General features: G+C 57.7%; 27 protein-coding genes. 7 read left to right on the forward strand and 20 right to left on the reverse strand.

Going from position 1 to position 24,902, the window contains the following annotated elements:
- Positions 1-20: 20 nt before the first annotated feature.
- The 5 genes from BFV97_RS03365 to BFV97_RS03385 all read right to left on the reverse strand — a co-directional run bounded on the left by BFV97_RS03365 (position 21) and on the right by BFV97_RS03385 (position 3,651).
- Entirely contained in the window at positions 21-791 is a 771-nt protein-coding gene (locus BFV97_RS03365; RefSeq protein WP_069298873.1) for a FadR/GntR family transcriptional regulator, read from the reverse strand.
- Positions 792-984: 193 nt separating this feature from the next.
- Positions 985-1,626, reverse strand: coding sequence for a YiaD family glycine zipper/OmpA-like lipoprotein (locus BFV97_RS03370; protein ID WP_069298874.1), 642 nt, complete (start codon positions 1,624-1,626; stop codon positions 985-987).
- 88 nt (positions 1,627-1,714) lie between these two features.
- The gene (locus BFV97_RS03375; protein WP_069298875.1) at positions 1,715-2,608 is read right to left on the reverse strand and encodes a methylated-DNA--[protein]-cysteine S-methyltransferase; all 894 of its coding nucleotides are present in this window, start codon (positions 2,606-2,608) and stop codon (positions 1,715-1,717) included.
- Positions 2,609-2,633: 25 nt separating this feature from the next.
- Positions 2,634-3,323, reverse strand: coding sequence for an SGNH/GDSL hydrolase family protein (locus tag BFV97_RS03380; protein ID WP_216635941.1), 690 nt, complete (start codon positions 3,321-3,323; stop codon positions 2,634-2,636).
- 103 nt (positions 3,324-3,426) lie between these two features.
- Positions 3,427-3,651, reverse strand: a complete 225-nt coding sequence (locus BFV97_RS03385) for a hypothetical protein (protein ID WP_069298877.1) — start codon at positions 3,649-3,651, stop codon at positions 3,427-3,429.
- A 239-nt stretch (positions 3,652-3,890) separates the two neighbouring features.
- Here BFV97_RS03385 and nth point away from each other — a divergent pair, with 239 nt between their 5' ends.
- The 3 genes from nth to BFV97_RS03400 are packed head-to-tail and all read left to right on the forward strand — an operon-like array spanning position 3,891 to position 6,448.
- Positions 3,891-4,535, forward strand: a complete 645-nt coding sequence (nth, locus tag BFV97_RS03390; protein ID WP_069299066.1) for an endonuclease III — start codon at positions 3,891-3,893, stop codon at positions 4,533-4,535.
- Positions 4,508-5,527 carry an adenosine kinase gene (locus BFV97_RS03395; protein WP_069298878.1) on the forward strand — a complete coding sequence of 340 codons (1,020 nt, stop codon included), beginning with the start codon at positions 4,508-4,510 and terminating at the stop codon, positions 5,525-5,527. The genes nth and BFV97_RS03395 overlap by 28 nt, the downstream gene beginning before the upstream one ends.
- Positions 5,528-5,539: 12 nt before the next feature.
- Positions 5,540-6,448, forward strand: coding sequence for a DMT family transporter (locus tag BFV97_RS03400; RefSeq protein ID WP_069298879.1), 909 nt, complete (start codon positions 5,540-5,542; stop codon positions 6,446-6,448).
- Between the two features lie 134 nt (positions 6,449-6,582).
- Here BFV97_RS03400 and BFV97_RS03405 read toward each other — a convergent pair whose 3' ends face one another.
- From BFV97_RS03405 to BFV97_RS03435, 7 genes are all read right to left on the reverse strand, one after another.
- The gene (locus BFV97_RS03405) at positions 6,583-8,787 is read right to left on the reverse strand and encodes a 3-hydroxyacyl-CoA dehydrogenase NAD-binding domain-containing protein (RefSeq protein WP_069298880.1); all 2,205 of its coding nucleotides are present in this window, start codon (positions 8,785-8,787) and stop codon (positions 6,583-6,585) included.
- Between the two features lie 35 nt (positions 8,788-8,822).
- Positions 8,823-10,037 carry an acetyl-CoA C-acetyltransferase gene (locus BFV97_RS03410; protein ID WP_069298881.1) on the reverse strand — a complete coding sequence of 405 codons (1,215 nt, stop codon included), beginning with the start codon at positions 10,035-10,037 and terminating at the stop codon, positions 8,823-8,825.
- Positions 10,038-10,067: 30 nt separating this feature from the next.
- Positions 10,068-10,700 (reverse strand): glutathione S-transferase family protein, encoded by a 633-nt coding sequence (locus BFV97_RS03415; RefSeq protein WP_083225476.1) that lies wholly within the window; start codon positions 10,698-10,700, stop codon positions 10,068-10,070.
- Between the two features lie 93 nt (positions 10,701-10,793).
- Positions 10,794-11,948: an acyl-CoA dehydrogenase family protein gene (locus tag BFV97_RS03420; RefSeq protein WP_069298882.1), complete on the reverse strand. Its 1,155-nt coding sequence runs from the start codon at positions 11,946-11,948 to the stop codon at positions 10,794-10,796.
- Positions 11,949-12,009: 61 nt separating this feature from the next.
- Positions 12,010-13,785 (reverse strand): acyl-CoA dehydrogenase C-terminal domain-containing protein, encoded by a 1,776-nt coding sequence (locus BFV97_RS03425; RefSeq protein ID WP_069298883.1) that lies wholly within the window; start codon positions 13,783-13,785, stop codon positions 12,010-12,012.
- A 65-nt stretch (positions 13,786-13,850) separates the two neighbouring features.
- The gene (locus tag BFV97_RS03430; RefSeq protein ID WP_069298884.1) at positions 13,851-14,249 is read right to left on the reverse strand and encodes a MerR family transcriptional regulator; all 399 of its coding nucleotides are present in this window, start codon (positions 14,247-14,249) and stop codon (positions 13,851-13,853) included.
- Positions 14,250-14,417: 168 nt separating this feature from the next.
- On the reverse strand, positions 14,418-14,813 hold the full coding sequence (locus tag BFV97_RS03435; protein ID WP_069298885.1) for a MerR family transcriptional regulator: 396 nt from the start codon (positions 14,811-14,813) through the stop codon (positions 14,418-14,420).
- A gap of 379 nt (positions 14,814-15,192) precedes the next feature.
- Here BFV97_RS03435 and BFV97_RS03440 point away from each other — a divergent pair, with 379 nt between their 5' ends.
- The 3 genes from BFV97_RS03440 to BFV97_RS03450 are packed head-to-tail and all read left to right on the forward strand — an operon-like array spanning position 15,193 to position 17,568.
- The gene (locus tag BFV97_RS03440) at positions 15,193-15,723 is read left to right on the forward strand and encodes a PaaI family thioesterase (protein ID WP_245667550.1); all 531 of its coding nucleotides are present in this window, start codon (positions 15,193-15,195) and stop codon (positions 15,721-15,723) included.
- Positions 15,720-16,229: a PaaI family thioesterase gene (locus tag BFV97_RS03445; RefSeq protein WP_069298887.1), complete on the forward strand. Its 510-nt coding sequence runs from the start codon at positions 15,720-15,722 to the stop codon at positions 16,227-16,229. The genes BFV97_RS03440 and BFV97_RS03445 overlap by 4 nt, the downstream gene beginning before the upstream one ends.
- A gap of 34 nt (positions 16,230-16,263) precedes the next feature.
- Positions 16,264-17,568 (forward strand): MATE family efflux transporter, encoded by a 1,305-nt coding sequence (locus tag BFV97_RS03450; RefSeq protein ID WP_069298888.1) that lies wholly within the window; start codon positions 16,264-16,266, stop codon positions 17,566-17,568.
- Positions 17,569-17,611: 43 nt separating this feature from the next.
- Here the strand turns inward: BFV97_RS03450 and arsC are convergent, their stop codons facing one another.
- From arsC to BFV97_RS03465, 3 genes are read right to left on the reverse strand one after another with little or no spacing between them, the layout of a single operon-like run.
- On the reverse strand, positions 17,612-17,959 hold the full coding sequence (gene arsC, locus BFV97_RS03455; RefSeq protein ID WP_069298889.1) for an arsenate reductase (glutaredoxin): 348 nt from the start codon (positions 17,957-17,959) through the stop codon (positions 17,612-17,614).
- The gene (locus tag BFV97_RS03460) at positions 17,956-19,014 is read right to left on the reverse strand and encodes a quinone-dependent dihydroorotate dehydrogenase (RefSeq protein ID WP_069298890.1); all 1,059 of its coding nucleotides are present in this window, start codon (positions 19,012-19,014) and stop codon (positions 17,956-17,958) included. The genes arsC and BFV97_RS03460 overlap by 4 nt, the downstream gene beginning before the upstream one ends.
- Positions 19,011-19,346 carry a DUF952 domain-containing protein gene (locus BFV97_RS03465; protein ID WP_069298891.1) on the reverse strand — a complete coding sequence of 112 codons (336 nt, stop codon included), beginning with the start codon at positions 19,344-19,346 and terminating at the stop codon, positions 19,011-19,013. The genes BFV97_RS03460 and BFV97_RS03465 overlap by 4 nt, the downstream gene beginning before the upstream one ends.
- A gap of 104 nt (positions 19,347-19,450) precedes the next feature.
- On the opposite strand from BFV97_RS03465, the gene BFV97_RS03470 reads away from it, so the two are divergent.
- Positions 19,451-20,824 (forward strand): MATE family efflux transporter, encoded by a 1,374-nt coding sequence (locus tag BFV97_RS03470; protein WP_069298892.1) that lies wholly within the window; start codon positions 19,451-19,453, stop codon positions 20,822-20,824.
- On the opposite strand, the gene BFV97_RS03475 is transcribed toward BFV97_RS03470, so the two are convergent.
- From BFV97_RS03475 to BFV97_RS03495, 5 genes are all read right to left on the reverse strand, one after another.
- Complete coding sequence (locus tag BFV97_RS03475; protein WP_069298893.1) at positions 20,815-21,018, reverse strand: hypothetical protein; 204 nt, start codon at positions 21,016-21,018, stop codon at positions 20,815-20,817. The two genes, BFV97_RS03470 and BFV97_RS03475, sit on opposite strands and share 10 nt — an antisense overlap.
- Before the next feature lie 158 nt (positions 21,019-21,176).
- Entirely contained in the window at positions 21,177-21,701 is a 525-nt protein-coding gene (locus tag BFV97_RS03480) for a GNAT family N-acetyltransferase (protein ID WP_069298894.1), read from the reverse strand.
- A 6-nt stretch (positions 21,702-21,707) separates the two neighbouring features.
- Positions 21,708-23,654: a threonine--tRNA ligase gene (thrS, locus tag BFV97_RS03485; RefSeq protein ID WP_069298895.1), complete on the reverse strand. Its 1,947-nt coding sequence runs from the start codon at positions 23,652-23,654 to the stop codon at positions 21,708-21,710.
- 100 nt (positions 23,655-23,754) lie between these two features.
- On the reverse strand, positions 23,755-24,153 hold the full coding sequence (locus BFV97_RS03490; protein ID WP_157888258.1) for a PIN-like domain-containing protein: 399 nt from the start codon (positions 24,151-24,153) through the stop codon (positions 23,755-23,757).
- On the reverse strand, positions 24,134-24,829 hold the full coding sequence (locus BFV97_RS03495; protein ID WP_069298897.1) for a hypothetical protein: 696 nt from the start codon (positions 24,827-24,829) through the stop codon (positions 24,134-24,136). Before BFV97_RS03495 ends, BFV97_RS03490 begins: the two co-directional genes overlap by 20 nt.
- Positions 24,830-24,902: the final 73 nt, after the last annotated feature.

The raw sequence follows: 24,902 nt of genomic DNA on the forward strand, positions 1-24,902 counted from the left end.
TCGGTGCAGTGTGCGCCGGTTTAGCTGCGGTCCAGTTCCTGCGCAAATCGCAATTGTGCGATTTCCTCGTTGGTGCGGGCCTTGCGGTCCTGATGCATGCAGCTTTCCACAAACCCGAGATGATCCTCAACCGCCTTTCGCGCGGCGGCGGGATCGCGGGACAGGATGGTGTCGTGGATTGCGCGGTGCTGGTCGAGCAGGGCCTCGCGCGTGGTGCGGACTTTGAACATGACCTTGCGGTTGTAAAACACGCCCGCACGCAACATTTCAAACATGGACCGCATCATGTGCAGCATAAAGACGTTGTGGCTCGCCTCGACGATGGCCATGTGAAATTCCGCATCAAGCGCGGCTTCCTCTGCGGGGTTGCGCTTGGTGTGGGCGTTTTCCATCTTGGCGAACAGGGTAGAGATCACCTTGTGATCCGTGTCGCTGCCCAGACGGGCGGCCCGCTCTGCCGCCAGACCTTCCAGATCGCGGCGGAAGGTGATGTAGTCGAACAGCGCTTCTTCATGGGTGGAAAACAGTTTGATCAGCGGTTCGGAAAAGGCCGAGCCGAGTACATCGGCCACATAAATTCCCGATCCTGCACGGGTGGCCAGCAATCCCCGTTCCACCAGATCGGCAATGGCTTCGCGAATGGATGGGCGGGACACGCCGAGCCGGTCCGAAAGGTCACGCTCGGACGGGAGCCGCTCTCCGGGGCGTAAAATGCCGCGCAGGATCAGTTGTTCGATCTGGCGCACGACAGTGTCGGCTATGCGTTCCGGCTGGATTTTCTGAAACGGCATGACAGGCTCCGAAGGGTCGATTGCCAAAGTATAGAGAGGAAAGGGCGGGGGCGGCAAGCGCGGCTTGCGTGCGGTGTTTTTGTTGGGACGCGCCCTGAAACGCGGACCGGTAACGCGTGACCCGAAACGCACAACGCCGCCCTGAAATTACAGGACGGCGTTGCTTTTGCGGTGTCGTATTAAAGCCTACTTATCAGCTTGTTGGGCGAATAACAACTTCTACGCGACGGTTTGCTGCGCGTCCCGCTGCAGAGTTGTTTGAAGCGATTGCCTGCGTTTCACCACGGCCATAGGCACGGATACGGCTGGAGCGTACACCACTGCCTGTCAGGATGCCGGCGACAGATTGCGCACGGCGTGTGGACAGGTTCTGGTTGTAGTTCGCATCGCCAACGCTGTCAGTGTGGCCGATCACGTCAACCGTGCTATCGGGATAGCGTTGCAGGTTGGCGGCCAGTGCCCGCAGATCGTCCTGCAGGGACGGGCGCACATAGGTGCTGTCGGTTTCAAAGGTGATCGCTTCGGGCAGGGTCACGATTAACTCGTTGCCGGTGTTGGTGATGGTGGCACCGGAACCGGCAAGATCCTGACGCAGGTCTTTTTCCTGCTGGTCGAGGATGGCGCCGAAGACACCGCCAACAGCGGCGCCGACAACAGCCCCTTTCACGATGGAGCCTTCGGAGTTTCCGGCAATGATCTGGCTTGCGGCGCCGACAGCAGCCCCGATTGCAGCCCCGTTACGGGTTTTGCGGTAATCCGGATTGGTTGCTTCGTCACAGGCCGCCAGTGCGAAAACCGCGATAACTGCGGCGGATACGGTTTTGGTCAATGCCATTATACTGGCCTCTCTTGTTGCTTGTCCGTGGTACAAAATGGACGGGTCGGCCAAAGTTTCAAGGCAGGGACCAATGATAGTTACCGGCTCAGGCGGATTTTTGCGCAAAACCGGGGCGGGCGTGATCCTTGGCCAAACTGCCGGTCTGTGGGTCGTCGGCATCAGCCCGCGCACCCTCCCATGCAAGCAGGGCGCGTTTTACCGGCAGACCCCAGTGATACCCGCCAAGCGCTCCGGATTTGCGTAGGGCGCGGTGGCAGGGGATCAGCCAGCTTACCGGATTGCGCCCCACAGCGGTTCCCACCGCGCGGACGGCCTTAGGGTTGCCAATGGCTTTGGCGATTTCGGAATAGGTGGTCACATGGCCGGTCGGTACGTTCAACAGGGCCTCCCAGACCTTGATTTGGAACGGCGCGCCGATCAGGTGAAGCTGCGCTGCATCCCCGCCAAGTATCCGGTTAACCTGCGGCTGCAGGGCGGACCCATCCTGAAGGAACGTGGCATCGGGCCAGCGGCTTTGCATATCGGCCAGCGACCAGTCACGCCCGAATTCTGCTGTGAACCCCATGCCACAGATGCCGCGCGGGGTGGCGGCAACGATCATTTCCCCGAAAGGACTGTCAAACCAGCCCCAGCGGATCTCCAGCCCTTTGCCCTTGGCGGCATATTCCCCCGGACTCATCGCTTCCCATGTCAGGAACAGGTCGTGCAGCCGTCCCGTGCCCGACAATCCGGTTTCCAGCGCGGTATCCAGCAGGGTGAACCGCTCTTGCAGCAGGGATTTCGCATGATCGAGCGTCAGATACTGCTGGTAGCGTTTCGGGGAGACACCGACCCACTGCGAAAACACCCGCTGAAAATGGGTGGGGGAGAGGCCAACCGCCTCGGCCACCTGTTCCAGCCGTGGCTGGCTGTCTTTGGTAGAGTCGATATAGGCGATCGCACGGGCGATAACGGCGTGATGATAAGATGGCTGTGTCATGGCAACAGGATGCCGCTGACGGGGGTTATTTGCCACCCGTTTCTTGCGTATTGTTGCTTGGGGTGGCGGTTGACGGGAAATCGGCGCGGATGGCGGCGGCGACATGTTCGGCCCAGATGCGGTAAACCTCGGCACCGGGGTGAAATCCGTCACTGGCCATAAGCGAGGGGTCCAGTGGCAGGTCCAGTTGCAGGCGCGTCACCTCGGGGCGGTTGGTCAGAAATCCGGCCAGCGCCACATCATAGCGGCTTGCGGTCAGGCCGATCACATGGCGCAGCGGTTGGGGCAGAACGGGAAACCGGCCCATCGGTGGCAAAGCGGTTGTGTAAATGCGTTTTGCACCGAATTTTGTACACAGCAGGGTAAGAAGCCGGTCCTGCATCGCCAGCCAGCGGCGCAGCGGCACAGAGCGGGTCACGTCATTCACCCCGATGGCGAGAACAACCGCATCATATGTTGCAGGGTCGCGCCGTTCCATCCACTCCAGCGTGCTGGCCGTGGTCGCGCCGGTCTTTGCAACAAGGGTCCAGTCCAGTGCATAATCCGCAGATAACGCCCGGACGAGCTGTCCGCTCAGCGCTTGATCCTGCGTTTTTACGCCGACACCAGCGGCAGAGCTGTCGCCCAGCACCAGCAGGCGCAGCGGGGTGCCAGTGCCCAGTTGACCGGACCGCGCCCCACTGGCTTCGGGCAGGATCAGCGCGTGTTTGCGCACGCCAAGCCCTTGCCAGATCAACAGCGGCGAAAGAGACAGTTTCAGGAAGGTTTCAATTGCTGCGCGCAGGGTCCGCCCCCAGATCCGTCAAAGGTGGTTTGGATTATTTGTAACCCTGATACCGCTGGTTCGCGCGAGACACAAATTCGCTAAGCGCAGCATCATCAATACCGATGTCTGTCGCGCCGGAAAATTCGTATTTCCGCAGCTGGGGGGAGGTGTGCTGACTAGCGGTTTCCCGTGCGGTTTCGATCACACGGTCATGGGAGACCTGCACAATAGGTGTGGTCAGAAAAGTTGTCAGGATGACAGCAGTAAGAGCCGACATTGTTTTATCCTTGAAAAGAGCCTGCCACCAGCCGGTAATCTCCGGCGGCGGTGCTGTAAGAGTTGGGGGGTAAATAGGGAAGTGATCGCTGCTTTCAAGGCTTAAGTAACAAATTTGCGAAATCCTGTCGAAGATGTGATCCGTATTGCGGTTCAGGCCGTCTGACAGGCCCGTTGTGACGGTCGCGTCACATGTCTTCCGGCTTTCCATTTTTGTGTGACCATGCCAGAAACAGCGATATGGCCAAACAGTTAGACTATCACACGATCTATAAGATTTTCGATCGCTTCCGCGACAGCGAACCGGAACCCAAAGGCGAGCTGGAACATACCAACGCCTATACGCTTGTGGTTGCCGTCGCACTTTCGGCGCAGGCGACCGACGCGGGGGTGAACAAAGCCACGCGCGGGCTGTTTGCTGTGGCAGATACGCCGGAAAAGATGCTCGCGCTTGGGCTGGAGGGTGTGACCGAACATATCAAGACCATCGGGCTGTTCCGCCAGAAGGCCAAGAACGTAATCAAACTCAGCCAGCTTCTGGTGGATGATTACGGCGGCGTGGTGCCCAGCAGCCGTGCCGCCCTTGAAAGCCTTCCGGGTGTAGGGCGCAAGACTGCCAATGTGGTGTTGAATATGTGGTTCAAACAGCCGACACAGGCGGTGGACACCCATATTTTCCGCTTTGGCAACCGCACCGGTGTTGCTCCGGGTAAGGATGTTGTGGCAGTGGAACGGGCGATTGAGGATCACATCCCCGCCGAGTTCCAGCAGCACGCCCATCACTGGATGATTCTGCACGGGCGGTATATCTGCAAGGCCCGTAAACCCGTTTGTGCAAATTGCATTATCGAAGATCTATGTCCGTTCGAGGAGAAAACCACGTGACTAAGAAATATCAGGTTGTCGGCATCGGCAACGCGCTTGTTGATGTTCTGGCGAATTGCGACGACAGTTTCCTGTCTGACAATGGCGTGGAAAAAGGCATCATGCAGTTGATCGACACGGATCGCGCAGCCGAACTCTATGGCATGATGGGGCCGGCGACGGAAATCTCTGGCGGGTCTGCGGCCAATACCATTGCAGGGATTGCGGCACTTGGCGGGCGGACCGCCTATGTGGGAAAGGTGAAAGACGACCAGTTGGGCGATATTTTTGCCCATGACATGCGTGCACAGGGGGCCGATTATAACGTGCCCCGTTCGCCCAAATCCGAAATCCATGAAACGGGCCGTTGTATGGTTCTGGTGACGCCGGACAGCGAACGGTCGCTGAACACCTATCTTGGCGTGTCAGAGCATTTGGGGCCTGACGACATCGACACCGAGATGATGGCCGAGGCGGATTGGATCTACCTTGAGGGCTACCGGTTTGACGGGTCTGAAAGCAAGGCCGCTTTCGCCAAGGCAATTGAGGCCTGTAAAAGCACTGGTGGCAAGGTTTCGGTGACGCTCTCCGATCCGTTCTGCGTGGACCGTCACCATCAGGCCTTCCGCGACATGATCCGCGATCATATTGACCTGCTGTTCTGTAACGAACACGAAATGGCAGCTATGTACCCTGCTGACACGCTGGACGAAAGCATCGCCCAAGCCGCAGAGCGGGTAGAGATCGTCGCCTGCACGGTCGGGGCCAAGGGCGCGATAATCGTGCGGAATGGCGAGCGCACCGAAGCCCCCGCCGAAGCTGCCAAAGTTGTGGATGTCACCGGCGCGGGTGATCTCTTTGCCGCCGGTTTCCTGCACGGTCTGGTTAATGGCCGCGACATGCTCACCTGCGGGCGCATGGGCTGTATCGCTGCGGGCGAGATCATCAGCCACATCGGGGCCCGTCCCGAAGCCGATCTGGGCAAGCTGTTCCGCGAAAAGGGGCTGGAATAGACGGGTCCTGTCGTGAGCAGGTTTTTCCGTTCCAATCTGGTGCGCGCGCTTCTGGTGCTGTTGCTCGGGATTGTGTTTCTTGACGGGATGTCGGTGTTTATCAAGACGCTGCTGCCCCGTTACAGCGCGTTGGAACTCTCGGCGTATCGCAATGCGATTGGTATGATTCCGGCGATTGTCCTGATGCTCTGGAGTGGCGAGCTGCGCACCCATCCCCGCCGCCTGATGATCCCCCAGTGGAAGCTGGCCTTCGGGCGCGGGCTGATGGTGACGGTGGCACAGCTGTTCTGGTATATCGCGCTGGGCGGCACCGAATTTGCGTTGGTGGCCGCCCTTGGCTACACCATGTCGCTGTTTGTTGTGGTGCTGTCGGTCCCCCTGCTGGGAGAGCGGGTCGGACTCTGGCGCTCCGTCGCGGTTGTAATGGGGTTTGCCGGCGCGGTCTGGATCGTGCGGCCGACGGCGGATAGTTTCAACCTTTATGCGCTGCTGCCCCTTGGTGCCGCCTTCTTTTATGCGATGTCGATGGTGACAGTGCGGTTGGTGGATACGGCGGTGTCAAATGCCCTGTTGTATCTGTATTCGGCTGTCGCGGCGGCGGTCGTGAATGTAATTGTCGTGCTGGCCACCACGGGATTTGCGGGGATCGACAATATGCAGGATGCAATCCAGATCACAATCATGTCCCTGCTGGGGGGCTGCGGTGTGATTTGCATGTTGATTTCCGTGCGTATGGCCGAGCCGAGCCTGCTGGCACCGTTCAACTATTTCGGCCTGATTTCTGCCTTTACCATGGGCTGGCTGGTGTTTGGCGAAGCGCCGTTCGACAAGATCTTTCCCGGTGTTCTGTTGATTATCGGCGGTGGACTGCTGGTGCTGTGGCGTGAGAATCCGGGGAAACGTGTCGCGTTGCAAAAGTGATCGTAGAGGGGAGAGATTCAGGGGCGCTGCCCCTGACCCCGGGATATTTATCGCCAGAAGAAGCAGGGGCGGTGACACAATGAAAAAGCCCCGCAGGTTGCTGCGGGGCTTTGTTTTTGGACCGGGTTATGCGCTTAGGCGGCTTTGGACTCTGCGCCGAAGCGACCGTAGAAGCTCTCGCCGTTTTTGGCCATTTCCTTCAGCAGGGCAGGTGGCTCAAACCGGTCTCCGTAGCGGGCGGCGAGGTCTTCGCAGATCTCCACGGCTTTTTGCGAACCGAGGATGTCGAGCCATGAGAACGGACCGCCGGACCAAGGCATGAAGCCCCAGCCGAGGATCGCACCCACATCGCCTTCGCGGATGTCTTCCAGCACGCCTTCTTCCAGCGCACGAACCGCTTCGAGGACTTGCGCCATTGCCAGACGGTGTTGCACGTCTGTCAGGCTGGGCTGGTCCTCACGGACAGGGAAGTGATCGCCAAGACCCTTCCACAGACCGGTGCGTTTGCCCTTTTCGTCGTAGTCGTAGAAACCGGCTTTGGTCTTGCGACCCAGACGGCCCATGTCGAACAGCTTTTGCACCACATCATCGCCGTTGGAGGCAGGATAGGCGTTGCCAAGGGCGGCTTTGGTAGCACGCATGATCTTTTCGGCCAGATCAATCGAGGTTTCATCCCCAAGTTGAAGCGGGCCGAGCGGGAAGCCCAGTTGCTTTGCGGCGTTTTCGATCAGGGCGGGTTCCACCCCTTCGGCCACCATCCGGTTTGCTTCGGCACCATAAGGGATGATGCAGCGGTTGGCGTAGAAGAAGCGTTCGTCGTTCACCACGATCGGCGTTTTGCGGATCTGGCGCACAAAGTCGAGCGATTTGGCCACAGCGCGATCACCGGTTTCCTTGCCTTTGATGATTTCCACCAGCAGCATTTTGTCTACAGGAGAGAAGAAGTGGATGCCGATGAACTGATCCGGACGGGCCGAAGCCTTGGCCAGTTCGCTGATCGGCAGAGTAGAGGTGTTGGTGGCAAAGATGCAATCCTCGCCCACGATGGCCTCTACCTTTTTGGTCATTTCCGCTTTGACGCCCACATCTTCGAACACCGCCTCAACGATCAGGTCACAGCCTTTGAGCGCGTCGAGATCGGTGGTGGCCGTGATCAGAGAAAGCAGTTTCTCTTTCTTCTCGGGCGTGGATTTCTTCCGCGCGATACCCTTGTCGGCATGGGCCTCGGAATAGGCTTTGCCCTTGTCGGCGGCTTCCTGATTCTGGTCGATCAGAACCACTTCGATTCCAGCCAGAGCCGAAACCAGCGCGATGCCAGCACCCATCATGCCCGCGCCCAGAACGCCGACTTTCTTGACCGACTGATCGGGAATGCCTTTGGGACGCACAGCGCCTTTTTCCAACGCACCCTTGTTGATGAACAAGCTGTTGATCATGGCGCTGGAGGAGGGGTTCAGCAGGATGTTGGTGAACCAGCGGGCTTCAATCCGGATCGCTTGGTCAAACGGGACCAATGCGCCTTCGTAGACGGCGGCAAGCATGGCTTTGGCCGCTGGGAAAGCGCCTTGTGTCTTGCCGTGCACCATCGCGGTTGCACCGACAAAGGTCATGAAACCGGCTGGGTGGTAAGGGGTGCCGCCCGGCATCTTATAGCCCTTGGCATCCCAGGGTTTCACAAGATCGGCGTCTGTGGCAGATTCGATCCATGCTTTAGCAGATGAGATCAACTCGTCCGCAGGCACCACTTCGTCGATCAGGCCAGCGGCTTTGGCTTTGGCCGGTGCAACTGTTTTGCCTTCCAGCAGGAAGGAAGAGGCGTTCATCACGCCCAGTTTGCGCACCAGACGGGTGGTGCCACCACCGCCCGGAAAGATGCCGACCATGATTTCGGGCAGGCCGATTTTGGCTTTGGGGTTGTCCGCCACAAAGATGCGGTGACAGGCCAGCGGGATTTCCAGACCGATGCCAAGACCGGTGCCGGGCAGGGCGGCCACAATAGGTTTGCCGCCCTTGTTGGTTTTCGGGTCCATACCGGCGCGTTCGATCTTACGCATGACCTCATGGCCCTGCATCACGCCGTCCATCAGCGCGCGGGCCGGATTATCGCCGCCCTTTTCCTTCCATTCCGCCAGAACCGTCAGGTCCATACCGGCCGCAAAGCTGTCTTTGCCGGAGGTGATGATCGCGCCTTTGATGGCATCATCGCCCAGCACCGTGTCGATATGGTCGTTCAACTCGGCAAAGCCGGTTTCGGTCATGACGTTCATGGATTTATCGGGGCAATCCCACGTGATGATGGCGATGCCGTCGTCGTCGAGTTTGTAGTGAAAATCTGTCATCTGTTTTCTCTATCTGTATCTGTTTGGGGACGCAGTTAAACGCGCTCTAGGATGGTGGCGGCGCCCATGCCGGAGCCGATGCACAATGTGGCGAGACCCGTTTCCTTGTCAGAGCGTTCCATCTCGTCCAGCAGCGTGCCAAGGATCACAGCGCCCGTCGCGCCGAGCGGGTGGCCCATCGCAATTGCGCCGCCGTTCACGTTCAGCTTGGAATGGTCCACGTTGAAATGATGCTGGAAGCGCAGCACCACAGAGGCAAACGCCTCGTTCACTTCAAACAGGTCGATGTCACCGATGTTCATTCCGGTGCGTTCCAGAATCCGTTCTGTTACCGGAACAGGGCCTGTCAGCATGATGGTCGGGTCGGTGCCGATTTTCGCAGTTGCCTTGATCCGTGCACGGGGTTTCAAACCGTTTCTTTCGCCAAATTCCTTGTTGCCGATCAGAACCGCCGCAGCACCATCCGCAATACCCGAAGAGTTGCCAGCGTGGTGGACGTGATTGATCTTTTCCAGTTCAGGATATTTCAGCAGGGCAATCGCATCAAAACCGGGCATCACTTCGCCCTGCGCCTTGAACGAGGGGTTCAGCGAACCGAGCATTTGCATGTTGGTCTCACCGCGCACCATTTCATCGTGGCTGAGGATTTCGAGGCCGTTCTGGTCTGTGATGCCGAAGATGGATTTGTCAAAACGGCCATCCTTTTGCGCCTGTGCCGCACGCTTTTGGGATTCAACGGCGTATTCGTCACACATATCGCGGGTAAAGCCGTATTTGGTGGCGATAATGTCCGAGGAGATGCCTTGCGGGACAAAATAGGCTTTCATCGCCAGTGTCGGGTCAACGGCAATCGCGCCACCGTCCGAGCCCATTGGCACACGGGACATGGATTCCACACCACCAGCGATATAGGCATTGCCCATACCGCCCATGACTTGGCCTGCGGCCATGTTCACGGCTTCCAGACCGGAGGCGCAGAAGCGGTTTACGGACACACCGGCAACGCTCTCGTCCAGGTCGGAGTAGAGCACGGCTGAACGGGCCAGACAGCCGCCCTGTTCGCCCACTTGGGACACGTTGCCCCAGATCAGGTCGTCCACGTCCTTGCTGTCAAAACCGGTGCGGCTTTGCAATTCGTTCAGGACTTCGGCGGACAGACGCACGGCAGAGACTTCGTGCAGGGAGCCGTCTTTTTTCCCTTTACCCCGCGGAGAGCGGACGGTGTCATAGATATAAGCATCGTGGGTCATGTGTATGTTCCCTTGAGTTGATTGTTCGGTTTAGTCGGCTGCGCGTGGCATCAGATCGTAAGGCGTCCTATAGCCTTCCAATGCTTCGATATTGCCAAGCCAGCGGTTGATATTGGCCCATTCGTTCCGGTCGAAGCCGAAGTTTTCAGGGTAGAAAAGATAGCCGCAGCAAGAGAAATCCGCGTGGGTCGGGCCGTTGCCGACCAGCCAGTCGCGGTCTTCAAGGGCGGCGTCGAGCACGCCGTAAGCTGCCTTCAGGCGACCGAGATTAAAGCCGATGACTTCTTGCGGGCGCTTGTCTTCGGGCAGGAAATTCATCAAAAAGCGGGTCATTCCGGCCATAGAGGACATCTTGTGATTGTCCCACAGCACCCAGCGCAAAACTTCGCGTTTTTCCTGTGCGCTCTCGCCTTCGTATTTGCCCGTCAACTCGCTAATGTAGCTTTGGATGACGCCGGATTGGGTCAGTTTCACATCGCCATGTACCAGCACAGGTACTTCGCCCATGACGGAAATATCCTTGCGGAATTCGGGTGAGCGGGTTTCGCCGTTGAAGAAATCGACCCAGACGGGTTCCCAGTTGAGGCCAGAGAGTTCAAGCGGCAGGGCGCATTTATAGGCGTTGCCGCTTTCGCCCATACAGTAGAGTTTCATATCAGCCATGTTCCGTCCTTAGAGTGGTGGCGGCTTCGGAGTCTGCGCCAAAGCCGCGCAATTCAGGAAGTCCCGACCCGACGGGTCGGGACGATGCTGTGATCAGAGCGAGCGGCCTGCCAGTTCTTTCATGATCTCGTTGGTGCCGCCGTAAATGCGCTGCACACGGGCGTCTGTGTACATCTCTGCCACAGCATATTCCGACATAAAGCCGTAACCGCCGTGCAGTTGCAGACATTCGTCCAGCACTTCGCCTTGGGTGTCGGTCAGCCAGTATTTCGACATGGCTGCCTGTTCGACACTCAGTTCACCGCGCAGGTGGGCGGCGATCAACGTGTCAAGATAGGCCCGCGCCACTTGGGTTTTGGTTGCACATTCCACCAGTTTGAAGCGGGTGTTCTGGAACTGTGTCAGCGGTCCGCCGAACGCCTGACGTTCCTTACAATATTCAATGGTCCGCGCTACAGCGCCTTCCATCGCGCCGACCGCGCCACAGCCGATGATCAGACGTTCCTGCGGAAGCTGCTGCATCATCTGGTAAAAGCCGCGGCCTTCTTCGCCACCCAGCAGGTTTTCCGGCGGGATTTCCACGTTGTCAAAGAACAGCTCGGACGTGTCGGCAGCTTTCATGCCGATCTTGTCCAGATTGCGCCCGCGCTGGAAGCCTTCGGCCCCGTCTGTTTCCAGAACGATCAGAGATGTGCCCTTGGCCCCTTGGGTCGGGTCGGTCTTGGCGGCGACGAGGATCAGGTTTGCGTGTTGGCCGTTGGTGATAAAGGTCTTCTGGCCGTTCAGCTTGTAGCTGTTGCCATCCTTGATCGCCTTGGTTTTGATTGACTGCACGTCGGAGCCGCCCGACGGCTCGGTCATGGCAAGCGCGCCGACCAGTTCACCGGATACCATCTTGGGCAGCCAGCGTTTTTTCTGCTCTTCGGTGCCGCAATGCAGGATATAGTGGCCTACAATGCCCGAATGGATGCCATGGCCCCAGCTTGCAAGGTTCTGGCGCGAGCCGGCCATCAGGATTACCGCTTCATGGCCGAAATCACCACCGGCCCCGCCGTATTCTTCCGGAATGGACGGGCAGAGCAAGCCGAGTTCACCAGCTTGTTGCCAGGTGTCGCGGTCCATCTCGCCCTGCTTGCGCCATTTTTCAAACTTTGGCGCCCATTCGGTTTCGATAAACTGGGTTGTCATCTCGTCGAGCATCTTGTGCTCGTCGGTCATCCATGCGGATGGCAGGCTGGCGATGGTCATGGTCTCTCTCCCTTAACGTGAGCGGGTGGCAAACCTGCCACCCGTGTCTTCTATGTGTTGCTCAGAACGCTTCCGCGTCCAAACCCATCACGTTTTCTGCGCCGGACTGGATCCGTGCAAGGTGCATGCCGGTGGCAGGTAATTGGCGCTGCATGTAATAACGACCCGTGACGAGCTTGTTCTTGTAGAAGTCTGGATCATCGGTGCCAGCGTCAAGAGCGGACGTTGCGGCTTTTGCCATACGCGCCCACATCAGGCCCATGCAGACATGGCCGAACAGGTGCATAAAGTCCGAAGAACCGGACAGCGCCGCGTTCGGGTTTTTCATGCCTTCCTGCATAAAGAACATGCCAGCGGTTTGCAGATCCTTGGACGCCTGTTTCAGCGGTGCAATGAAATCGGCAATCGCTTCGTCTTCCTTGTTCTCGGAGATGAAATTCTTCACCATGTCAAAGAAGGCCATCACGTGTTTGCCGCCGTCCTGTGCCAGCTTGCGTCCCACGAGATCGAGCGCCTGAACGCCGTTCGCGCCTTCGTAGATCATAGCAATACGGGCGTCGCGGGTGAACTGGGACATGCCCCATTCCTCGATATAGCCGTGACCGCCGTAAATCTGCTGAGCCTGAACAGTCATGTCATAGCCCTTGTCGGTCAGGAACCCTTTCAGGACCGGAGTCAGCAAAGAGATCAGGCCGTCCGCGTCCTTGTCGCCGTTTTCCTCGGCGCGGTCGATCATCATTGCGCCCCAGTACACAAACGCACGGGCGCCTTCGACAAAGGATTTCTGGTCCATCAGGCTGCGGCGCACGTCAGGGTGCACGATCAGCGGATCGGCCGGTCCGTCAGGATTTTCCGCGCCGGTCACAGCACGGCCTTGCAGACGGTCCTTGGCGTAGATCACCGCGTTCTGATAGGCCGCTTCCGCCTGCGACAGCCCCTGCATCGCTACACCCAGACGGGCGTGGTTCATCATGGTGAACATGGCACGCATGCCTTTGTGTTCGGTCCCGAGCAGATAGCCTGTCGCCCCGTCGTAGTTCATCACACAGGTCGAATTGCCGTGGATGCCCATCTTTTCCTCGATAGAACCGACAGCAACACCGTTGCGATCCCCCAGCGACCCGTCTTCATTGACCATGAATTTGGGCACGATGAACAGGGATACACCCTTGATGCCTTCCGGCCCGCCGGCGATTTTCGCCAGCACCAGATGAATGATGTTCTCGGACATGTCGTGTTCGCCCGAGGAGATAAAGATCTTCTGGCCGGTAATCTTGTAAGAGCCGTCCTCTTGCGGATCGGCCTTGGTGCGCATCAGACCCAGATCGGTGCCGCAGTGGGATTCTGTCAGGTTCATGGTGCCGGTCCATTCGCAGGACACCATTTTCGGCAGGTAGGTCTGTTTCTGTTCGTCCGTGCCGTGGGCGTGGATCGCGGCATAGGCGCCGTTGGTCAGGCCGGAATACATCCCGAACGCCTGGTTCGCGGAAGAGACCATTTCGGAAACGGCCATGCCCAGAATATACGGCATGCCCTGACCACCGTATTCGGCATCAGAGGCGATTCCGGTCCAGCCGCCTTCGCGGAACTGGTCAAAAGCGGCTTTGAATCCGGTTGGCGTGCGGACAACACCGTTTTCCAGTGTGCAGCCTTCCTTGTCGCCCACAACGTTCAGCGGTGCGATGACCTCTCCGGTGATCTTTCCGGCCTCTTCCAAAACGGCAGAGGTGAAATCAGGGGTCAAATCCTCGTATCCGGGGATTTTTTCGTTCTCTACATCAAGAACGTCGTGCAGGACAAAAGCCATATCTTTTGTTGGCGCGGTATAGGTTGGCATAGGCGTGTTCCTCGGTATTGATAATCGGGTTTAGGGCAGGGCAAGGGCCGCAGATTTGATCTGCTTTATTCTGCGGCTTCTTGCGCGAATGTTTTGGCGATGAAATCGGCACCCCATTCGAGCTGCTTTTCAAACTCGGCAATGGTTTGGTCCAGCTCGGCGCGCTGTTGTTTCATCGCGGCCAGACGTTCTTGTGCCAGTTCATAGGTCTCTGTCAGTTGGGTCCGCTGCTGGTCGCCAATATAGTAAAGATCCAGCAACTGGCGGATTTCTTCCAGCGAAAAGCCAAAGCGTTTGCCCTGAAGAATCAGTTTCAAACGAGCTTGGGATCGTTTGCCATAGAGACGTTTTTGCCCGTCGCGGAGCGGGGACAGCAATTCTTTTGATTCGTAAAACCGCAGAGTACGCGGGGTTACATCATATTCTTCGCACATCTGGCGAATAGTCTTACGGGGTTCAGACATGATTGACCTCGGGTTCAAAGTTGAATCGTGATGCTTACGTGTACGTCAACGTAACACAAAATCACGGATTGTGCATGACGTTTACGTAAAGGGACGCAGCGTTACTTCAACCTTATCGGGTCATTTTTATCTGAAAACCGGCGGAATCCCGCAAGGGGCGGGCTATTCCTAGCTGGCTTTCCCCGTGCGGCGGGCGTTTATCAGACGCTCTTCGGTACGGGTCCGCAACTCTCGCAATTCGTCCAGTGTGACGGCCAGTTGCGCATAGCGGTCTTCCAGTTCCACAAGCTGTCGGTCGGCCATTTCCATCAGGGCTTCAAGCTGGTTTTGCTGGTTTTCCTTGTCGTACATCTCTAGCCACTGGCGGATTTCTTCAAGGCTGAACCCCCAGCGCTTGCCCCGCAGGATCAGTTCCATGCGGGCAAATTCTGTCGGTCCGTAATAGCGGGTCCGTCCCTCTTTTTCAGGGAAGATCAGTTCGATATATTCATAATAACGGAGCGTGCGCGTGGTCACATCGAATTTCGCGCACATCTCTTTCAGGTTCAAGCGGTCGCCGGGCATTCTGTCTATTCCTCCCAGGAAGATTTGGGCGAAATTTAACAAACCACGGAATGTTTGCAATACGAAACGCCGTTCCGCACTGCAAAACGGCTCGGGTCGCAGTAACTTTCGCGCGAAGACCCGGACGCCGTGGCCCGAGCCAAAAGCAGGAAGTGACGGATTGAACCGCTTGCAAACGCCGCCATCGGGTTCGGCGTCATTGTGCAAGACACGCCATTCCGAAAGCCGGCACAAGTTGGACCGTGATGCCAGTTTAACCGGATGACGCGAAGTTAACCACCCGCCGCTGCTAATGCGAGTTAGCATCAATCGCGTACTTCGGACTTGTTAAGGCAATTGCAAGTTAAATATCAGTGACGTAACGATGACAGGAATTCCGGTGCCTGACCGCCCGGAGACTCCGTTTCAGGAAGGGACCCACAGACCGATGACCGAAGAAGAATTGCGCCTGCGTGTGACAGTGGCCAAGAAATTTATGGCGGCGCTGCCGTTTTGCCATGCCCTTGATATGCGGATCGACGAGGCAGGCGTCTCGGAGGCGGTGATGTCCATGCCCTATAACCCCCAAACCGTTGGCGACCCTGATACCGGCGTGGTCCACGGCGGCGCAGTATCTGCGCTGATGGACACCTGCTGCGGGTTTGCGGTGAACTTGCATCCCGATTGTGTCATCCCGACAGCGACCATTGATCTGCGCATGGATTACATGCGGTCTGCCAAACCCGGAGAGCGGATTTTCGCAAAGGCCCATGTCTACAAGGCCACAAGCACGGTGTCCTTTGTGCGGGCCATTGCCTATGAGGACGATCCGGAAAATCCGGTGGCCACGGCAACAGGGGCCTTTGTGTTCAGCAAAAGCAGTAAGGCCGGTAAAACCGGCGCAAAGGGCAAGAGCGGAGAACTCGCATGAACAAGCCGGAATCCTTGCAAGTTGTGAAACAGCGGCGTGACGGTGTGCTTACCGCGCTGGTGGACAGCATTCCTTATATCAAGTTCCTTAATATCTCGTTTGACCGGCGGGGCGACGAATTGACCGCTGTGATGCAGTTCGAAGACAAGCTGATCGGCAATCCGGCTATTCCGGCCATCCACGGCGGGGCCACGGCATCTTTCTTGGAGACTGCGGCGCTGATTGAACTGGCGTGGCAGCGGGCCTGGACGATGATGGAGGACGGGCAAATGGAAGCGGAAGATGTGGCCGCTGCCGGATATTTGCGCCTGCCGAAAACCATCGACTTTACGGTGGATTATCTGCGCTCCGGTCTGCCGCGGGACTGTTATGCCCGTGCGCGGGTCAACCGCTCCGGTCGGCGTTACGCCAGTGTCCACGTCGAGGCATGGCAGGACAATCGCGCCCGCTTGTTCGCGCAGGCGACGGGGCATTTCCTGATGCCACGGCTCGACACGGGTGGCTGAGCCGCTTCAACCCCATGATCCGGCTGGGGGGCGGATGCGTCTGACCCACCGTCGGGTGTTGAACGTAGCGGTGCCGATTGTGATCTCCAACGCCACGGTCCCGATCCTCGGGGCGGTGGACACGGGCGTTGTGGGACAGATGGGGCTGGCTGCCCCCATTGGCGCAGTCGGGATCGGCGCGATTATCCTGACGGCGATTTACTGGATCTTCGGTTTTTTGCGGATGGGTACGGCAGGGCTGACCGCCCAAGCCATCGGGGCGCGGGATCAGGGGGAGGTCTGTGCGCTTTTGGTGCGCAGCCTGATGATCGGGCTGGTAGCGGGAGTCGGGTTTATTCTGTTTCAGGTGCCGGTCTTTTCTGCGGCCTTCCTGATTGCGCCGGCCTCACCCGAGGTGGAAGGACTGGCGCAGGGGTATCTTGCCATTCGGGTCTGGAGCGCCCCTGCTGCCATTGCCATTTACGGGCTGACCGGCTGGTTGATCGCCCATGAACGCACCAAGGCAGTACTTGTTTTGCAGATCTGGATGAACGGGGTGAATATCCTGCTGGACCTGTTGTTTGTGCTGCAACTGGGCTGGGGCGTTGAGGGTGTGGCAATCGCCACGGTGATTGCCGAAGCCAGCGGGCTGATGCTTGGCCTGTGGCTGGTGCGGGACGGGTTTACCGGACGGTACTGGCACAACTGGGCAGTGGTGTTTGACCGCGCGATCCTGCGGCGCATGGCCTTGGTCAATTCGGACATCATGATCCGCTCGGTTCTGTTGCAGATCGGTTTTGTGTCCTTCCTGTTTCTGGGATCTTCCTTTGATGACACCACACTGGCGGCCAATCAGGTGTTGATCCAGTTCCTGTTTATCACCTCTTATGGTATGGACGGTTTTGCCTTTGCCGCCGAAGCGCTGATCGGTCAGGCGCTGGGCGCGAAGGACCGGACCTCCCTGCGGCGTAGTGTGATGCTGACCAGCTTTTGGGCGGCGGTGGTGATCGTTATTCTGTCCGTGTTCTTCGCATTTGGTGGTGGTTGGCTGATCGACCTGATGGCCAAAGCGCCTGCCGTGCAAGCGGCGGCGCGGGACTATCTGTTCTGGATGGTGCTTGCGCCGTTTCTGGGCGGCCCGTCATGGATGCTGGATGGCATCTTTATCGGGGCGACCCGCAGCCGCGACATGCGCAATATGATGGTGGTGTCTTTTGCGATCTACCTGCTGTCGGTCTGGTTGCTGCTTGGCCCGTTCGGAAATCACGGGCTTTGGGCCAGCCTGCTGATCTTCTTTGTCGCCCGCGGGGTGACGCTTGCCTTTCGCTATCCCGCGCTAGAGCGGGGGGCGGAGGATTGATCCTGTAGTTTATGAGTATTTTGGGAACATTGAAGCCTGTTGCCTACCCAAACAGGTCGAGCACAGCTTCGGGCGGGCGCCCTATGGCGGCGCGGTTGTTGGCAAAAACCACAGGGCGTTCGATCAGGATCGGGTTTTCTGCCATTGCCGCGATCAGCGTTGCATCGTCGTCCGTTTTGGTCAGGCCGAGTTCGCGAAAACGCTTTTCGCCGCTGCGCATCAGGTCAATCGCAGGGATACCCAGCAGGGCCAGTGCGTTTTCAAGCTCTGACGCGCTTGGTGGTGTTTCGAGGTAGCGAATGATTTCTGGGGCGTGACCGGCCTCTGTCAACAACTCCAGCGTCTGGCGGGATTTGGAACATCTCGGATTGTGCCAGATTGTAACGTTCATAACCATGTCTCCTGTTCTGTGCCGACGGCCTGCGCGACCGAGTCGTAACCGTCCCTCTGTAAAAGCCCATCGAGATCCCGCGCGATTTGTCCGGCAAGGGACAGACCGCCGTAGACAAGTGCCGTGTAGAGTTGCACGGCAGAGGCGCCGGCGCGGATTTTGGCATAGGCCTGTTCTGCGTTGGAAACCCCGCCGACGCCGATGAGCGGGACTGTGCCTTTGGTAAGACGGCTGAGCTGTGCGAGTATGCGGGTGGAGCGTTCAAACAGGGGCTGGCCGGACAGGCCGCCCTGTTGGTCCCGATCCGCGCTGCGTAGTCCTTCACGGGAGAGCGTTGTATTGGTGGCGATGATCCCGCTGATGCCGCTGGTTGTGGCGACTTCCGCGATGTCTTCGAGATCCGCAGGGTTTAGATCGGGCGCGATCTTGAGGAACACCGGCAAGGGACGCTCCAGCGCGGCTCGGGTCTGCATCACGTCAGACAGCAGCGAGGCGAGGGCCGCTTTGCCTTGCAAATCCCGCAGCTTTTCGGTGTTGGGCGAAGACACATTCACCGTGGCAAAGTCGATATAGGGCGCACAGCGTTCCAGCACCTTGCAGAAATCGGCAGCCTTATCCTGTGTCGTCTTGTTCGCACCGAGGTTCAGCCCGACGATGCCGCTGTCGCTGCGCTGTGCCAGTCGGGTGGCGATAGCTTCAGCCCCGTCATTGTTAAAACCGAACCGGTTAATCGCGGCCGCATCTTCGCGCAGGCGGAACAGGCGGGGTTTGTCATTGCCGCTTTGGGGTTTCGGGGTGGCCGCGCCCACTTCGATAAAGCCGAACCCCGATTGCAGCAGCGGTGCTATGGCGGTGGCGTTTTTATCAAACCCTGCGGCCAGCCCGATCGGGTTGGGCAGGGACAATCCGGCCAGCGTGGTTTGCAGGCGAACAGAGGTGACAGGGCCGGATTTTGGCGTCAGCCCCAGTTGCAGCGCCTTGATCGCGAGCCCGTGGCCGGTTTCAGGATCAATCCGGTACATGGCTGCCAGTGCCAGACGCTCTGCCAGCGTCATGTCATTTTCACCGGAAAGTCATGACCGCCCGCGCCAAGGGGCAATTCTTCGGCCCAAGCGACATGATCCATGCGGAACGGCGCGTAGAGGTGGGGGAATTTCGCGCCCCCGCGGGAGGTTTCCCATTCCAGTTTTTCCATCGCATCTGTGTCTGCGGCGATCAGCCAGAGACCGATTTCCCCGGCAAAATGACGGGCGGCGGTTTCGCGGGCCTGTTCAGCGGTGGAGAAATGCACAAAGCCGTCGGCCAGATCCACCGGCGCACCCAGCGTTTCGCCTGCGGCCTGCATTGCGGCCCATTCATCGGAGCGGAAGATTTTATAGATAAGCATGGGCGCGTGATGCCGCGAGTCCGGCTTCACGTCAAGGTGGATTGATGCTCGACAGGGGGGCGGAACCGTGCGACCGCTGGACAAGAGAGTTCGAGGAGCGTGAAATGTCCCAATCCCGTGACCTGACCACAGGGCCGGTTTCCGGTCATTTCCGCACATTGGCGGTGCCAATGGCGATCGGCATGGTGTTTACGACACTTTATAATGTGGTGGATACGTTTTATGCCGGTATGATCTCCACGGATGCGCAGGCAGGACTGGCGATTTCCTTTCAGGTGTTCTTTGTCATGATCGCTTTTGGCTTCGGGCTGAACGCGGCGCTAAACGCGCTGGTGGGCAAGGCGCTGGGGGAAAAGCGGGGCGGGCAGGCCAAGAGGATTGCCTGTCAGGGGATCACTTATTCCATACTGGCCTCGGCCGTTCTGGCGGTGATCGGCTTTATTGCGATGCCCTATTTGCTGGCCATTGTCTCTGAACCCGGCGCCTACCGCGCGGCCGGACAGTCCTATTTGCAAGTGCTGCTGTTCGCTGCGCCAAGCTTTCTGGTGGCTTTCAGTGCCAATGGTATCCTCGGGGCGCAGGGCGATATGAAATCCATGCAGCACGCGCAGATTGTGTCGTTCTTTGTGAACCTCGGGCTGAACCCGCTGTTTATCTTTGGCATTCCCGGAGTCATCGACGGCATCGGGTTTAACGGAATTGCCCTGTCCACCGCTGTCAGTCAGACGGGGGTGATGGCATTTATCCTTTATCGCGTGTTTACTTCGGATGTGATGGCGCACAAGCAGGTCGCGGTGTTTCGGCCCCGCGCGAAATGGATCAACCAGATCACGCAACAGGCGCTGCCAACCAGTTTCACCATGATTGTCATGATGCTGGCCGGCTTTGTGGTTCAGTATTTCCTCAAAGGTTTTGGCGGGGCGGCGGTGGCGGCTTACGGCGTCGGGCTGCGGGTGGAACAGCTTGTCCTTTTGCCCGGCTTCGGACTGACCGGGGCCTTGTTGCCGATTGTGGCGCAGAACTTCGGGGCGGGAAATTATGACCGCGTGCGCGAGGCGCTGTGGTTCTGTTGCAAGGTCGGGGTTGTGCTGATGTTTTGCGGATCGCTGGTCCTGTGGCTGGCGGCGCCCCATGCTATCGCGGTGTTCAGTGACGATCCCGAAGTAATCCGCATCGGTGCGCAGTATCTGCGTGTGGACGGGTTTATCCTGCCGGTTTACATCGTGTTGTTTGCTATGAACTCGTTCCTGCAGGCGCTGCAAAAGCCGGTTTATACGCTTTGGGTCGGGATTTACCGGCAAGGCTTGGCGGTGTTCTGCTTCAGTTGGCTGTTTGTACGGGTTCTGGACCTGGGCACATGGAGCGTGTGGTTTGGTATCGCGGTTGCCGTGGTCTCGGGCTTGGGCCTGTCCCTGTGGCTAAGCGCGCGTGTGGCGCGTCAACAGATCGGCGGCTGGCGTACGCCGGTTCAGCCGTAGCGGTCTTGCAAGACAGTATAGAGTCGTCGCTTTCGCGGGGCGGCGTCTTCGCTGTCCGGTCGGGCGGCTGGGATTTCCGCCTTGGCCTGCAGGGTCTGGGAGGTGCGCAGGATATGCGGGTCCGGAGCGTTGGTGCAAGTGTCTTGCCGCGACTGTTGGCGCGGGTTTTCGGTGGGGTGAAACCGGGATGCCATTGGTTCTGCCTCTGAAAGAACGCGCCGCTCTTCGGGGCGCTTGCCCCTTTAGCCTGCGGGTGGATTCGGGCGGAAATGCGGCGTAGCGGCGGGGTGGATGTCGCAGGTTTGTGATAAATGCAACAGTTCTGTGACGGAAAAGACGCGTTTTCCTTAGGTCACTTCGGGTTGCGACGCTGCATCACAATCGTGTCGCTACCCATGTAATGGGCCTTGTGTATTTCGCGGTAGCCGAGTCGGTTCGCCAGTTTTTGCGAGACCGCATGGGCGGGGTGGAAAATCGCGACGGTCTTGTCAAATCGGGTATCGGCCCAGTCGAGCGCTGCGCCCATAGCCTCGGCAGCAAACCCCTGTCCGTGGGCCCAAGGCGCAAGCACCCAGCCGGCTTCGGGGGTGTCCCCAAGGGCAGGGCGGATGTCCCGTTTGTAATTGGCAAAGCCGACTTCGCCCACAAATTGTTCGTCGTGGGTGGTCACGCACCAATACCCGAACCCCAACATCTGCCAGTGACCGGCATAGCGCAGAAAACGGGACCAGCTCTCGGCGGGGGTGGCCGGTTCGGGGGAGATATATTTACTGACCTTCGGATCGGCCCACATCGCCGCAGAGTCCGCGTAATCCTGCAAGCGATGTGCCCGCAGGATCAGCCGTTCCGTGTTCAGCTTCGGGGCCGCGCTGAGCATTGCGGCCTAGCGCATGTCCGGTGGCGTTGCCTCGGCCGAGAGGTCCGAGAGCACCGCGTCCAGCGCCTGAACGGAGGTTTGCTTTTCCCCCAGTCGGCGTACAGAAACCGTGCGCTCCTCGACTTCCTTCATGCCGATCGCAAGGATCACCGGAACCTTGCCAAGAGAATGTTCGCGGACCTTGTAGTTGATCTTTTCGTTGCGGATGTCTGCTTCGGCCCGCACACCGGCAGCGCGCAGGGCGGCAACTACTTCGTGCACATAGTCATCCGCGTCCGAAATGATCGAGGCCACGACAACCTGACGGGGCGTCAGCCAGAACGGCAGCTTGCCCGCATGGGATTCGATCAGGATACCGATGAACCGTTCAAAGGAACCAAGGGTCGCGCGGTGCAGCATCACGGGGCGGTGTTTGTTACCGTCCTGCCCGATAAAGGTGGCGTCCAGCCGTTCGGGAAGCACAAAATCCACCTGATGGGTGCCGCACTGCCAGTCGCGCCCGATGGCGTCGGTCAGAACGAATTCCAGTTTCGGGCCATAGAATGCGCCTTCACCTGGGTTCAGTTCCGGCTCGATCCCCGCCTTACGGGTGGCAGACAGCAGCGCTTCTTCTGCTTTGTCCCAAACCTCGTCCGAGCCTGAGCGTGTTTCGGGCCGATCGGAGAATTTCACTTTGAAGTTCTCAAACCCGAGGTCTTTGTAAATCTTGGACAGAAATTCGATGTAAATTGCGGTTTCTGATTCAATCTGGTCTTCGGAACAGAAGATGTGACCATCGTCCTGTGTGAAGCCGCGCACCCGCATGATGCCGTGCAGGGCGCCGGACGGTTCATAGCGGTTACAGGAACCGAACTCTGCCATGCGCAAGGGCAGGTGGCGGTAGGATTTCAGACCCTGATTAAAAATCTGGACGTGGCACGGACAGTTCATCGGTTTCAGGGCGTTGACCGCTTTTTCGCGGGCGTGTTCTTCGTCCACTTCGACGATAAACATGTTTTCCTGATATTTTTCCCAGTGGCCCGAGGCTTCCCACAGCTTGCGGTCCACCACCTGCGGGGTGTTCACCTCTACATAGCCGTTCTTGTCCTGCATCCGGCGCATGTAGTCTTGCAGCGCGGTGTAGATTTTCCAGCCGTTCGGGTGCCAGAATATCTGTCCCGGTGCCTCTTCCTGCATGTGGAACAGGTCCATTTCACGGCCCAGCTTGCGGTGGTCCCGTTTGGCGGCTTCTTCCAGCATCAGAAGATGGGCTTTGAGATCGTTTTTGTTCTTGAAAGCCACGCCGTAAATCCGTTGCAACATGGCGTTGTTGGAATCCCCGCGCCAGTAGGCCCCTGCCACCGACATCAGTTTGAAACTGTCGCCCGGAACCTGACCTGTGTGTTGCAGGTGCGGACCACGGCACAGATCTTGCCAGTCGCCGTGCCAGTACATGCGCAGCGGCTCATCCCCCGGAATGGCGTCGATCAGTTCCACCTTATAGGGTTCGTTATTGTCCTTGTAGAACTGGACGGCGCGTTCACGATCCCAGACTTCTGTGGTCACAGGCTCGCGTTTGTTGATGATCTCGCGCATTTTCTTTTCAATCGCGCCGAGGTCTTCGGGGGTGAAAGGCTCTTCCCGGTCGAAATCGTAATACCAGCCGTCCTTGATCACAGGACCGATGGTGACTTTGACGTCGGGCCAGATTTCCTGCACGGCGCGGGCCATGATATGGGCGCAGTCGTGGCGGATCAGCTCCAGCGCCTGAGCGTCGTCCTTGATGGTGTAAATCGCGAAATCCGCGTCTGCGTCGATGCTGCGGGACAGGTCGCGGTGTTCGCCGTTCACAGAGCAGGAAAACGCGGCTTTGGACAGGGATTTGGAAATATCCGCGGCCACTTCTGCGCCGGTGATCCCTGCGGGGTAAACGCGCTCTGCGCCATCGGGAAGGGTAAGGGTAATGTCGGCCATTTGTCGGCTCCTCCATCGTTTTGGCGCCTACGAAACGCCCGGTTGCGGTTATGTTTGGGCGGTTCTGGAGATGACGAAGCTATATGTCAAGTAGGGTTTATTATAGTGTTCTAAACTTCGAACCTTTACCTTCAGGCAAAAGAAATAGACCATTCGCAAGTCGTGCTCGTTGATCGCAAATTTTATCCCACTGCCATAGGATCGTAGCTGCTTGTTGTGTGATAGACTGTTTGCCGACCTTAGGAGATAGATAAAAAGTTAAAACGCCTGACCTGATAATCGCCTCCCGTTCCGGTTTACGCTTCGCGTTGGCCACATCCTTCGAAATGACCACCCAGTCACGCTCTTTTCCTAGGGCAGTGAAATAGTCTATATCTTCTATGTCGACAGGAAATTTGTCTCTTAACGGGATTGCCTGATGTCCAAAAGGGCGCACAAGCAAGTCCAATGCACGCGGAATTACAGGCGGCATATTATGATCAAATAATACGTTTACCATTCTCGTCTTGCTGTTTTTCTAAGAACTTTTCATAATCGATTGCATTTTTAATAACTGGTTCGGGAACGTCGTATATCGAACTTAAATAATTAAAGTTTTGATGAGTATAAAAATCGTCATAAAGTGTTTTTGTCGAAACTCCGTATTCATCCAAAAGTGGGGCCCCGAAAAGCCGCTTCGGATCAATAACAATACTGTTTGAGGAGTGTGGGCGCCATCTCACTGCCTTACCATTATCGTACTCAAGGTTTTTTATCGACTGACTGACAATTTCTGAGAAAACTTTTTGGCCTGCATTCTTTCTGGCGAGACTGTAATATTCGCCATCTTGCTCCAAAGCCGTCATTAGGATTTGTGTGCCGTCAGTCTTAAAGTCTAAGGTGGATAAAGGGTGCGCAACTCCTAATTTATCTTTCGCAAATTCAATCGCATAACGAATCGACTGAAGAGAAATATTTGCTCTTCTAAAAGCCCTCACGACCCTAACTTCAATAAGATCTAAAAAGCTTAATTCTGTTGCATCATCTATGTTTTGATAGCGAGCATTCCACAGAGGATCCGTAGGGCCGCTCCCCCGAGTCCAGCGCAGAATTTCTTGTGGGGTGCTTGCAATTAGGCGCGCCGCTTGTCGTGGCGTGTAAATCCCTTCTCCAAATATTTCAAAGTCTCTTGGCACTTGCGGTCCTCCTTCTTCTAAATATAGGTAATGTTGGTGAAGTCCAACTGTATCCGCTTCCACTCTTTAATTT

It is taken from the genome of Neptunicoccus sediminis, from assembly GCF_001719615.1.
Classification (GTDB): Bacteria; Pseudomonadota; Alphaproteobacteria; order Rhodobacterales; family Rhodobacteraceae; genus Amylibacter; species Amylibacter sediminis.